The sequence below is a fragment of the Echinicola shivajiensis genome (assembly GCF_018642165.1).
Taxonomy (GTDB): Bacteria; Bacteroidota; Bacteroidia; order Cytophagales; family Cyclobacteriaceae; genus Echinicola; species Echinicola shivajiensis.
Genome location: NZ_JAHHZM010000001.1, coordinates 1097211 through 1109503, shown reverse-complemented (window position 1 = coordinate 1109503; position 12293 = coordinate 1097211). Strand labels below are relative to the sequence as shown.

The following is a 12293-nucleotide window of genomic DNA, read 5'->3' as shown; positions in this document are numbered from 1 at the left end:
TTTGCATTTAAGGACTTTTAGCTCCGCATTTTAAATAATGTTTATAAAAAAGGAAGGGATAAAGCAATATTTATGGAGTTAAGTAATGATTTTGAGTAGCTGTAATTAATATATGATTTTTTTGGCAAGATTATTGAAATGCATAAAACTTGCTACAAAAATGGTTTATGTTTATGCTATTTGTAGTTTGTTCATGTGATAGTGGGATCAGGTCTTTCGGGACTTATAAATTACTGCTTAGTTTTGCCCTTTATGAAAAAGAACTTTTCTACATTTGCGCCAGTCAATACCTTTATTCGAGGTAAATCCAACATCAAAATGATAAGTAAAGTGAGTAAATTATTGTTATCCTCATTGTTGGGCATTTATTTTTTGACCTATGTAGACGTGATAGGATATGCCCAAGTTGAGAATATTAAGATTACGGAAAGTGAGATTAAAGAACATTTGGAATTTCTTACTTCCTCTAAAAATGCGGGAAGATATCCTGGTACCAAAGGAAATAAAAGGGTTGTAAAATATATTAATTCTCAGTTTGAGGAATACGGCTTGAAGGCATTTGAAGGAGAGTACCTTCAGGAATTTGAGGCCAAACTACGGGTGAAGGAGGGGGAGTCTCCCAAGTCTCCTGTAAAAACATGGAATGTTATAGGATATGTGGAAGGGACTGATCCTACTTTGAAGGATGAATATATTATTGTAGGGGCTCATTATGATCACTTAGGTCATGGCGGTCCATCTTCCAAAAAGCCAGAAAGCGATGAGATTCACCCCGGAGCAGATGATAACGCGAGTGGAACATCCGCTTTACTGGAGATCGCGCATAAAATGGCAGGAAATAGGTTTATGCTTAGCCGAAGTGTGATTTTTGTGGCTTTTGGAGCGGAGGAACAGGGCTTGTTAGGATCCAAATATTTTGTTGAACATCTACCCGTTCCTAAGGAAAGTGTGAAACTGATGATAAATATGGACATGGTAGGTCGTTTGAATAATGAAAATCAAGTTTATATGGGTGGAGCTGGTACCTTTCCTGGAGGTGTTGATTTAATGAAGGATTTGGGGCAGGAGCTTGGCTTGAATCCTATTGTTCATGCTGGTGAAATTGGTGGGTCTGATCATGTTTCTTTTTACAGGGCAGGTATTTCTGCTATGGGTTTACATACTGGAGGGCATCCAGAGTACCACAGGCCTGAAGACACCATGGATCTAATTAATATTTCAGGCGAAAAGGTAATAGCTGAATATGTTTATAGAACGGTTGTTAAAGTAGCTCAAGCTAATTATCATCTGGAATTTATCAATCAGGATTAGGTTATATATAATCTGATAAAAGAAATCTAAAAACCTATGCGAGTATTCGCTTAGGTTTTTTTGTTTTTGTACAATTATAAGAGGTGTTTTGGTTTAAGTGTAAGATTATTAGCGGTTTATATTGTTGTTTCACTTGTTTGAAATTCCTTCGAAGTAGGCTGAAATAATTTTACTTTTTATCCTGATGATTATGGTTTGCAAAAAAAAGAATAACTTATGTGCCAATTTGAAACGAATAAAAACCATTAAACCTAAATTTTAAAATGACCTTTAACACATTAGACCTCATCGTCTTTGTGGCTTACTGTCTTTTAATTATTACCATGGGCCTAGTAGTGTCCAGGGAAAAGAAAGGCCACGTCAAGGATTCAAAAGATTATTTCTTAGCAAGCAAAGCATTGCCCTGGTGGGCTGTTGGAGCTTCATTGATTGCTTCCAATATATCTGCAGAGCAGTTTATCGGTATGTCCGGATCCGGTTTTGCTCTGGGACTTGCAATATCCACTTATGAATGGATGGCTGCAGCAACCCTTATTGTGGTAGCTATTTTCTTCCTGCCCATTTATTTGAAGGAAGGAATTTACACCATGCCCCAATTCCTCAATAGGAGGTACGATGGACGCGTTAGGACTGTAATGGCCGTATTCTGGTTGTTGATTTATGTATTTGTAAACCTTACTTCAGTACTATATCTTGGTGCTTTGAGTTTGGAAACCATTATGGGGGTTCCTCTGCATTATGGTATTATGGGCCTGGCGGCATTCGCTATGATCTATTCCATCTATGGAGGGCTTAAAGCTGTAGCTTGGACAGATGTGGTTCAGGTGGTGTTCTTGGTGGCAGGTGGTCTTGCAACTACCTATTTGGCCTTGTCAATTGTTGGTAGTGGTGATGTTTGGGAAGGAATTGGCATTCTAAGAAAAGCAGCACCTTCTCATTTCTCTATGATCATTGAAAAGGGAGAAATGATGATTCCTGATGGGACAGGCGGAAGCAAGGATGCTTACTTGGATCTTCCAGGACTAAGTGTGTTGATTGGAGGAATGTGGATTATCAATCTTAATTATTGGGGATGTAACCAGTATATTACTCAGAGGGCGCTGGCTGCAAAAAGCTTAAATGAAGCCCAGAGTGGGATGGTATTTGCTGGTTTCTTGAAACTATTGATGCCCTTGATTGTGGTTATTCCAGGGATCGCAGCTTATGTAATTGTACAGCAAGGAGTGGATACCACTTTTATTGAATCCATGACTGATCCAATTACTGGTTTGGCTAAGTCTGATAGAGCCTATCCTACATTGCTTCATTTATTACCTCCAGGCCTAAAGGGCTTGGCATTTGCAGCACTTACAGCTGCGATCGTTTCTTCTTTGGCTTCTATGGCCAACAGTACCTCTACGATTTTTACCATTGATATTTATAAGCAGTTTATCAATAAAGGTGTTTCTGAATCCAAGCAAGTAACTATTGGTAGGATCACTGCCGTTGTCGCCTTTGTTATTGCAGCTATAGTAGCTCCACAATTGAGGCAGCTTGATCAGGCCTTCCAGTATATTCAGGAATATACAGGTTTTGTGTCTCCAGGTGTTTTTGCCATTTTTATCTTTGGATTCTTTTGGAAGAAAACCACTTCAAATGCCGCTCTTACTGCAGCTGTTTTGACCATCCCATTGTCAGCAGCCTTTAAGTTTATTACTCCAAATCTTCCATTTATAGATAGGATGGGAGTAGTTTTCTTGGTGCTTTCTGCATTGATTATTGCCATCAGTTTGATCGAAGGTAAAGGTCAAGACAGTGAAAAAGCTATTACCGTTGATAAGGAATTGTTTGCCTCAAGTACTTCGTTCAAGATTGGTGCAATATTGATTTGCGGAATACTCGCAGCATTATATACAGTATTCTGGTAAGAGAAAAATAGCCATATTTAAATGGAAAATATGACCCGAACAGTGCTAAAGGAAGGTTATTTCTGAGCATCGTTCGGGTCTTTTTTTAGGACTGCCAAATTTGCGTTCTGTAGATAGAAGGAGTAATTCCTTTAACAGCCTTGAATTGCCTGTTGAAATTGGTGATGTTCCTGTAACCACATTCATGGAAAATTTGGGAAACGAAAAGATTTTTATCTTTCAACAGTTTGCAGGCATGTGCTATTCGGATTTCCTTTAAAAAACCTGAATAGGATTTTTTTGTATTCAATTTGAAAAATCTTCTGAAATTAGAGGCACTCATTTTGGCAATGGAAGCCACTTCTTCAAGTTTTATATTTTCATGAAAGTGTTTAAAAGTGTATTCCATTATTTCATCAATTATGCCTTTTGCGTCAAAGGAATTGATATGGCCATTGGTTAATATAGTGTTCTGGGTTTGGATACTGAAAGCATGAAGGAGGTTCATCAAAATTCCAAAATGCTCATATCCTTTAGCATTTTCCAATCTTTGAATGAAATCAATAAGTTCTGATTGTTCAGAATAGTCTATAGATAATGCTTGGTTTAGATGTATTAGCTGGTTGATTTTATTTAGTTCAGGCATCTTCAAAAATGTATTGCCAAAGATGCTTTTGTCAAATTGGATAACCACTACTGTGCAAAAAACCTTTTCTTCATCTTTTCTAAACCAGTGCGGAACATTAGAGCCTATATAAAATAAGTCTCCAGCAGTGAATTCTCCCACAAAATCACCAATGATGGCAGTACCATAGCCTTCTTTTATATAAAGAATTTCATTTTCGACATGTCTGTGCCAAGGGGTTTCGAATAGCGGTGTACTAAAGGTGGTTGAAACAAAAGATTTGGATTCTTGTTTTGGTAGCTTTTGAACAATTGGTTTCATAGGGGAAGCAATTTAGGATGTCACCACTAATTTACAAAATGATACTCTTTGATTATGATTTTGATCAAAGAGTATTATAAATTAATTGAATAGTGTAAGTGTGTCTTTGTTTTTTGGTCGAAATTTGTTTGGATTAGAAAGATAAAGCCATGATTGTTATGGCTTTGGTTTTATAAATTATAGGAAAGTAACCCAGAATAATTCATGCGTAGATTATTGATTGGATATGATATAGGTAGTTCATCTGTAAAAACTACCTTATTGGATGCAGATACTGGTAAGGTGGTCGCTTCAGAAGGACAACCCAAAGTAGAAATGCCTATTGATTCTCCTCAGAAGGATTGGGCGGAGCAGGATCCAATGATGTGGTGGAAGTATGTGGTTAGTACCACCCAATCTGTCCTGCATGCAGGGGAGGTAAAGACTGGTGAAGTTAAAGGGATTGGTATTTCCTATCAAATGCATGGATTGGTTTTGGTGGACAAGGACCAAGAGGTCATTCGCCCTGCAATTATTTGGTGTGATAGTCGGGCAGTAGGAATAGGTAATCAAGCATTTGATGAATTGGGAGGCGAGTTTTGTCTTTCAAATCTGTTGAATTCTCCAGGTAATTTTACCGCTTCGAAATTGAAGTGGGTAAAAGAGAACGAACCTGGAAATTATGCAAAAATTCACAAAGCGATGTTGCCTGGTGATTTTATCGCCATGAAATTGAGTGGTGAAATTTTTACGACAGAATCAGGACTCTCAGAAGGGGTTTACTGGGACTTTAAGAAGAACCAGTTGAGCCAGGAACTTTTAAATTATTATGGTATCGACAATGATCTCTTGCCAAAAGCTGTTGATTCCTTTTCTGAAGCAGGAAAGGTTAGTACTCAAGCCTCGGAGCTTCTAGGCTTGGAAGCAGGGATTCCGATTACTTACCGAGCGGGAGACCAGCCTAATAATGCCTTTTCGCTGAATGTACTTGAAAAAGGAGAATTGGCCACTACAGCCGGAACCTCAGGTACGGTTTATGGCGTGAGTGACCAGCCAGTTTATGATCCTAAGTCAAGGGTGAATACCTTCCTTCACGTTAATCATGAAGCCAACAATCCTCATTATGGAGTCTTATTGTGTATCAATGGAACCGGGATTCTAAACAGTTGGCTGAAAAGGATGCTTGGCGGGGAATCCATTATCTATGAGGAAATGAATTCCTTGGCTTCTGAGGTGCCCGTGGGGGCGGAAGGCCTGAGTTTTATTCCATTTGGTAATGGTGCTGAGCGTATCATGGAGAACAAATCTGTAGGGGCTCATTTGAGTGGATTGAACCTGCTCAAGCATGATAAGCGCCATGTGTTACGGGCAGGTCAGGAAGGGATTGTGAGTGCCTTGACCTTCGGCTTCAATATTATGAAAAATATGGGGCTGAGTCTGAACACGGTGAAAGCAGGTAGGGCAAACATGTTCCTCAGCTCACTTTTCAGAGAGGCTTTTGTCAATATGAACGAAGTGAATCTAGAGTTTTATGATACCGATGGAGCTCAAGGAGCAGCTAGGGGAGCGGGAATTGGGGCAGGAATATATGCTCATCCTCAAGATGCCTTTGTTGGTTTGGAAAAAGTAGCCTCATTTGAGCCTCATCCCAAATTGGTGGAAGAGTATAGAGGAGTCTATCAAAATTGGGAGGAATCCTTGGCCAAAGTAAAATAATTAGCAGCCTTTTGTTGGGATACTTCCCATTAGGAATTAAAAAACTCAGTAAAACCATTTAGGAAACATTTTCATTCTGATTGAATAGAAAAAATAAATAACATAAACGAACAAAATAATGTCAAAAATCTATTTCCCTAGTGTTGATAAAGTGAAATTTGAAGGAAAGGATTCTAAAAATCCATTTGCCTTTAAATATTATGATGAGAATAAAGTAGTGGCCGGTAAGACCATGAAGGAGCATTTTAAGTTTGCGATTGCCTATTGGCATAGCTTTAATGCAACCGGTGATGATCCTTTTGGCCCCGGTACAAGGAGCTATGAATGGGATAAGTCATCAGATGCACTTCAAAGAGCAAAGGATAAAATGGATGCCGCCTTTGAATTTATCTCTAAAATTGGAGCTCCTTATTATTGTTTTCATGATGTGGACCTTATTGATGAGGGTGCTACGATTGAGGAATATGAGAGCAGAATGAAGGCCATTACTGAATATGCCAAGCAAAAGCAGGCGGAAACGGGTATTAAATTGCTTTGGGGGACAGCTAATGTATTCAGTAATCCTCGCTATATGAATGGTGCCAGCACCAATCCTGATTTTAATGTTGTTTCTTGGGCAGCTACTCAGGTGAAGAACGCTATAGACGCTACTATTGCCTTAGGTGGTGAAAATTATGTTTTCTGGGGAGGAAGAGAAGGTTATATGTCTCTTCTTAATACTGATATGAAGAGAGAGACTGAGCATCTTGCGCAGTTCTTGACCATGGCAAGGGATTATGGACGTCAGCAGGGATTCAAGGGGAACTTTCTTATAGAGCCTAAGCCAATGGAGCCAACCAAACACCAATATGATTATGATGCAGCCACAGTAACTGGTTTCCTGAGACATTATGGTTTGGACAAGGATTTTAAACTGAATATTGAAGTAAACCATGCTACCTTGGCTGGTCATACTTTTCAACATGAATTACAGGTAGCTGCCGACGCAGGTCTTTTAGGGAGTATTGATGCTAACAGAGGGGATTACCAAAATGGCTGGGATACCGACCAGTTTGCCTTGAACCTTCAGGAGCTGACAGAATCCTTGTTGGTGATTTTGGAAGCTGGAGGCCTGCAAGGAGGTGGAGTTAATTTTGATGCCAAATTGAGAAGAAACTCAACTGATTTGGAGGACTTGTTCCATGCCCATATAGGTAGTATGGATGCCTTTGCAAGAGCATTGTTGATTGCTGATAACATCCTTGAAAATTCTGATTATAAGGCTTGGAGGAAAGCGAGATATGCTTCATTTGATGAAGGTAAAGGCAAGGAATTTGAATCTGGTAAGCTTACTTTGGAAGACCTTCGTGCTCATGCTGTAGCTGCTGGAGAACCAAAACTGATTAGCGGAAGACAGGAGATGTACGAAAACTTGTTGAATCAATATATTTAAAAGATATATCAGGGGATTAAATCCGCAAATAGTTCTGGGCATTTTTTGTCTTGGAGCTATTTGTGGACTTTTTTATAAATTAAAAAGCGAGCCACATGACTCGCTTTTTAATTATTCGAATAGGTGGTTTTATTACTTTTTGTTGAATTGGTAATAAGCATCGCTCCATTTCAATTCATTTTGGATGCCTCTGATGGTTGTTCCTTTGTCAATATTGACCGTTTCTATACCGGCCATTGTAGCAAAATCATTGAGGTGTTCACTTGTCAGATTTTGACTGAAGCAAGTATGGTGAGCTCCTCCTGCTAATATCCAGGCGGCACAACCCGTTTTCATGTCTGGCATTGGCTTCCACATTACTCGGGCTACAGGGAGTTTAGGAAGGTCTTTTAAAGGTTTCACGGCTTCTACTTCATTCACTATAAGTCTGAATCTATTTCCCATGTCCACTATGGAAGCATTTAACCCATCCCCACCGGTTCCATTAAACACCAACCTTACGGGGTCTTCTTTTCCTCCGATACCCAATGGATGAACCTCGCAGCTTGGTTGGTCATTGGTTAGGGTTGGATCTACCTCCAGCATGTGCGAGCCCAAAACAAGGCTGTTATTTGGGTCAAAATGGTAGGTGTAATCCTCCATAAAGGCATTTCCTCCTTCCAATCCTGATCCCATTACTTTCATGGCACGAACCAAGGCTGCAGTTTTCCAGTCTCCTTCTCCTGCATAACCATATCCATCTGCCATCAATCTTTGGGTGGCGATCCCAGGAAGTTGTTTCATTCCATGTAGATCCTCAAAGGTGTTGGAAAAGCCTTTGAAGCTTCCTTCCTCAAGGAAAGTCCTCATGCCGATTTCTATTTTTGCAGCATCCAATAAGGATTGTCTTTTTCCACCGTTCACTTTTAGATTATCTGATAGGACATAAGTGGCCTCGTATTCCTCTATCAATGCTTTTACTTGTGCATCGCTGACAGCATTAATTTTTTCTACCAAATCCCCTACCGCGTAGGTGTTGACAGAGAATCCAAACTTAAGTTCAGCCTCAACTTTGTCTCCATCGGTAACTGCCACATAGCGCATATTATCTCCAAAGCGTGCGAATTTAGCGCCTTGCCAGTCATGCCAACCACTTGCAGCTCTAGCCCATACATCTATTTCTCCGTGCAATTCCTTATCTTTCCAATGGCCTACGACTACCTTCCTGTTGACCTTCATACGGGATGTGATAAACCCAAACTCACGGTCCCCGTGAGCACTTTGGTTGAGGTTCATGAAATCCATATCTATGGAATTCCAGGGGATATCCTGATTGTATTGCGTGTGCAGATGAAGCAGGGGTTTCTGAAGGATTTTAAGCCCGTTGATCCACATTTTTGCTGGAGAAAAAGTGTGCATCCAAGTGATAAGGCCGATACAGTTTGGTGATTGGTTGGCTTCTTGGATTACAGCATAAATTTCTTCAGTGGTTTTCACTACTGGCTTATATATAACGCTTACAGCTATTTTTTTGGATTTGTCCAAATCATTAGCAATGATTTGGGCATGTTCGGCCACTTGGCGCAAAGTTTCTTCACCATATAGGTGTTGACTGCCAGTTAGGAACCAAACTTCATTTTCTTTTAAATTTTTCATTTATTCGCTACTTATTGATTTCGATATTTTGAGTATTACATCCAGAAGAAATAGTACAATAGAGACACAATTAGGATGATGCCAGCTGCTCCCACATTGAATGGTGTCGCGGTATTAAACAAGGTTGGGTCTATATTGAATGATTTTTTATCCGCATGTTCCATTTTGACATTGGTATAAAGGATAATGCCTACCATAAGAAATAGGGCTGCCAGCATAAATATGGACTCAATACCTAGGTATTCATAGCTGTCAAATATGGCAAAGCCCACTATACCTGAGATTAATCCCAAGAAGATAAAGAAATAACTGGAGGCTACAGATTTAATGGCTTCTTTTCCTGTTTTAAAATCTGGGTTAGCAAAAGCTTTCTTTTCCGCAAAACTGATGACAGATGCAATTAGACAAAGGATGATAAATACATAGCCCATTCGAAGCAGGAAAGGCATTTCTGGATAAAATACTTTGAATATTATACCAGCTGGTATGGTGGCAATTGCCGTCCAAAGAGCTGCATTGGCTGTTGCCTGTCTCCATAATAAACCCATTCCAAATACGACAACCACGCCAGGATAAATGTATCCGGTATATTCTTGAATGTACTGGAATACTTGGTCAAGGGAAGCCAATTGTGGAGCTACAAACATGGCAATCAGTAGTGCAATTACTGCAACTATTCTACCTGTTTTTACCATGTCATGGTTATTGGCATTCGGTTTAAAATATACCCTATAAATATCCATGGTGAAAATGGTGGAAGTACTGTTGATCATAGAGGCCAAGGAGGAAACAATGGCTGCAGCCAGGGCCGCAAACGCCAATCCACGGATACCATCTGGAACAAAGTTTTTTAATAACCAAGGGTAGGCTTCATCTGATTTCTGGATTTCTCCAATATGTTCTATGGGCATATTGAGTAATGCAGAAAGTTGTTCAGGGCTGTAATCATGGATAAGTACATAGGCAGCTATCCCTGGAATTACCACAATAATTGGCATTAAAATCTTAAGGTATCCAGCGAAAATCAAACCTTTCTTTGCTTCTTGGATACTTTTTGCTGCCAAGCCTTTCTGGATAATGTATTGATTGAAACCCCAATAACCAATATTGGTTAGCCACATTCCTCCTAATATAACAGCTAGCCCGGGTAAATCCTGAAAGGCATCCCTTTCTCCTCCGGCTCCGTCCGGGACCATGGTGGCGCCTTGGGGCATGATCATAACGAAATGGTCTTTTGCATCACGGTATAGGTTACCCATTCCTGCTATCATTCCATCTCCCATTCCAACTGCATCCAGTGCAAGGAAAGTGGTGATCAATCCACCACCTATCAATACGATTACTTGAACTACATCCGTCCAAGCCACCGCTTCTAGGCCACCATAAATGGAGTAAATTCCCGAAAAGACCAAAAGTCCTATGATACCATATTGAAGTGGGACTCCCATTATTTTATCTAGGGCCAAGGCTCCCAAATAGCTTACAGAGGTGAGGTTTACAAAAACATATACCAAAAGCCAGAATACGGCAAAGGCAGTGCTTACTCCCTTATTAAACCTTTCACTCAGGAATTGCGGCATGGTGTAAATACCATGTTCCAAAAAAATCGGAAGAAAGTATTTCGCTACTAAAATCAGGGCCAATGCTGCAATCCACTCATAAGCGGCTATGCCTAGTCCGATAGCAAAACCTGAACCTGAGGTTCCTATAAAATGCTCTGCAGAAATATTGGCGGCAATAAGGGAGGCACCAACTGCCCACCAAGTAAGTGATTTATCAGCCAAAAAATATTCTTGAGCTGTTTTTTCCATTCCTTTTTTGGATCTGGATACCCATAGGCCTACCGAAACAATGGCCAGGGCGTAAAGGATGAAAATAACATAATCTAGGGTAGAAAATCCTACTGACATAATAGCGATATTGAGGGTTTATGTTATACTTTGTTATTATTGATTTCTATTTAAGTGTCATATTTACACCTAAAAAATCAGAAAAAAAAATAATGAGCAAAAAATTACTCATTAACACCCGGCATTTCATTTCTGGGAATGAAATTTAGGACGGTTTGAAATTGATCATTGTACTTAGATCTGTCGATTCGATAAAAGAATGCGCCTTTTTTGGAGCTAGTTTTATCCTTGTCTTTTTCTTTGATCAGCATATGGGTGGACAATACCTTTCTGGTAAAGTTGCGCTTATCAATCTTCGTCTCATAAAGGTTTTCATACATGGCCTGAAGATGAGGCAAGGTGAATTTCTTTGGTAGTAACTCAAATAAAATGGGATGTAGAGCTGCTTTATACCTCAGTCGTGACTTGGCCATTTCGACCATTTCATTATGATCGAAAATCAAATCGGGCAATTCATTCATTGAAAACCAATGGGCATGAAAGTCGTCACTGATTTGTTTTTGGTATTTCTGGATATCGATGAGGGCAAAATAGGTGACTGCTATAGTTCTTTCAACTGGATCCCTGTCCGGTTTACTGAAAGTGTGAAGTTGTTCCATATAGACATCTTCTAGACCAGTAAGTTTTTTTAGAATTCTATTAGCAGCTCCATCCAAAGATTCTTCCGGTTGTAAAAAACCTCCCATAAGACTCCATTTTTCTTTTTCTGGAGCAAAACCTCTTTGAATCAAAAGTAACTTATAATCGGATCCATCAAAGCCAAATATAATACAGTCAATAGCCGTAAGGATCCTCGTTTGATTTGAGTATTTCATCATAATAATTTGCGATTCGAGATCGATTTAGGAAAAAAATCGATTTATGACATGTTTGTTAGGTCTTGTCAATATGACACATAAAATTAGATATAATTTTTATTATAAACTAAAATTCAGTGTGGTAGGCGAGTAGTAGGGGATAGTTTGGCAGGAAATCACCATCCTCAAGTAAGAGGGTGAAATATATTAATGTTCATCATTGACTTCAATCCAATAGCCATTTGGGTCTTGGATATAGATTTGTCTGATACCATCAGGTCGGACATTAACGTTACCCTTTTCTCCTGGCCAATCCTCGAAAGAAATATTGTTTTTCTTTAGCTTGGCAATAAAGCCATCCAAATCCTCCATGCTAAAGCATAGGTGATTGATCTTGTTGATGGTTGGAGGAGTCCAAGGAAGCTGTTGGATCAGGTGAAGTTGACCACCGCCGATAGTATACCAAGTGTGTAATCCATCTTTAAACGGTTCTTCAATTTCTTCCAAACCGAGAAATTCCTTATAAAATTTATCGCTAGCTTTCAGATCTTCAACATATACCGCAATATGGTTCAGTTTGGTCTGACTATAGGTAGTCATGGGGATCAATGATAATAATAAAACTGCTAATACTTTGAAATGATTTTTCATTGGTAGGGTTACAATAGGTCTTATGTTTGT

Annotated in this window: 9 protein-coding genes; 4 read left to right on the top strand and 5 right to left on the bottom strand. The window is 39.4% G+C overall.

Going from position 1 to position 12293, the window contains the following annotated elements; translation table 11 throughout:
* Positions 1-252 precede the first annotated feature (252 nt).
* Positions 253-1311 (top strand): M20/M25/M40 family metallo-hydrolase, encoded by a 1059-nt coding sequence (locus tag KMW37_RS04270; protein WP_246581323.1) that lies wholly within the window; start codon positions 253-255, stop codon positions 1309-1311.
* A 263-nt stretch (positions 1312-1574) separates the two neighbouring features.
* Positions 1575-3218, top strand: coding sequence for a sodium/sugar symporter (locus tag KMW37_RS04265; RefSeq protein WP_215223329.1), 1644 nt, complete (start codon positions 1575-1577; stop codon positions 3216-3218).
* A gap of 85 nt (positions 3219-3303) precedes the next feature.
* Here KMW37_RS04265 and KMW37_RS04260 read toward each other — a convergent pair whose 3' ends face one another.
* A complete protein-coding gene (locus tag KMW37_RS04260) occupies positions 3304-4143 on the bottom strand; it encodes an AraC family transcriptional regulator (protein ID WP_215223328.1) in 840 nt (279 codons plus the stop codon).
* Positions 4144-4347: 204 nt separating this feature from the next.
* Between KMW37_RS04260 and KMW37_RS04255 the strand changes: the two genes are divergently transcribed.
* Both KMW37_RS04255 and xylA read left to right on the top strand, forming a co-directional pair.
* A complete protein-coding gene (locus KMW37_RS04255) occupies positions 4348-5838 on the top strand; it encodes a xylulokinase (protein ID WP_215223327.1) in 1491 nt (496 codons plus the stop codon).
* A 118-nt stretch (positions 5839-5956) separates the two neighbouring features.
* Entirely contained in the window at positions 5957-7270 is a 1314-nt protein-coding gene (xylA, locus tag KMW37_RS04250) for a xylose isomerase (RefSeq protein ID WP_215223326.1), read from the top strand.
* 132 nt (positions 7271-7402) lie between these two features.
* Here xylA and araA read toward each other — a convergent pair whose 3' ends face one another.
* The 4 genes from araA to KMW37_RS04230 all read right to left on the bottom strand — a co-directional run bounded on the left by araA (position 7403) and on the right by KMW37_RS04230 (position 12263).
* Complete coding sequence (gene araA, locus KMW37_RS04245; protein WP_215223325.1) at positions 7403-8905, bottom strand: L-arabinose isomerase; 1503 nt, start codon at positions 8903-8905, stop codon at positions 7403-7405.
* Between the two features lie 35 nt (positions 8906-8940).
* Positions 8941-10815, bottom strand: coding sequence for a sodium/sugar symporter (locus tag KMW37_RS04240; RefSeq protein WP_215223324.1), 1875 nt, complete (start codon positions 10813-10815; stop codon positions 8941-8943).
* Positions 10816-10919: 104 nt separating this feature from the next.
* Entirely contained in the window at positions 10920-11633 is a 714-nt protein-coding gene (locus KMW37_RS04235; RefSeq protein WP_215223323.1) for an NUDIX hydrolase, read from the bottom strand.
* 186 nt (positions 11634-11819) lie between these two features.
* On the bottom strand, positions 11820-12263 hold the full coding sequence (locus tag KMW37_RS04230; protein WP_215223322.1) for a VOC family protein: 444 nt from the start codon (positions 12261-12263) through the stop codon (positions 11820-11822).
* Positions 12264-12293 lie beyond the last annotated feature (30 nt).